We start from the raw sequence: 385 nt of genomic DNA, 5'->3' as shown, positions 1-385 counted from the left end.
GGATGAAGCTGCGAAGCGCCGGCTGATGCCGATCGTGCGTGACCTCATCCAGACCGTCGTCATAGGCAAGACGCCTGGCCACCAGCCGGCAAGCCTGCAAGTCCATGGCGATATCGCCAACATCATGGCTTCCATCGACGCGATCGATGTCCTGCAGCAGCAGTTCTTCGCTGCTGCCCAGAACGACCTGATGACGCGTATGGCTTCGGGAGAGATCGATACGGATGCCAAGAAGAACAAGCTCATCGAGGCCTATATCGATGAACTGTCACGCAAATTGCCGGAGTGGGAGAATTTGCAAGTCTCAGTGGTTGCGGGGGCAGGATTTGAACCTGCGGCCTTCAGGTTATGAGCCTGACGAGCTACCGGGCTGCTCCACCCCGCG

The 385-nt window shown here is 58.4% G+C and carries 1 tRNA gene; it reads right to left on the bottom strand.

The features are described 5' to 3' along the window. Positions 1-308 precede the first annotated feature (308 nt). Positions 309-385 (bottom strand) — tRNA-Met (locus H6M51_RS24325).

Origin of the sequence: Rhizobium sp. AQ_MP (assembly GCF_014237835.1) — a bacterium.
Taxonomy (GTDB): Bacteria; Pseudomonadota; Alphaproteobacteria; order Rhizobiales; family Rhizobiaceae; genus Allorhizobium.
Note: the sequence above shows the minus strand (reverse complement) of the source record. Positions and strands in the feature narration are given on the sequence as shown.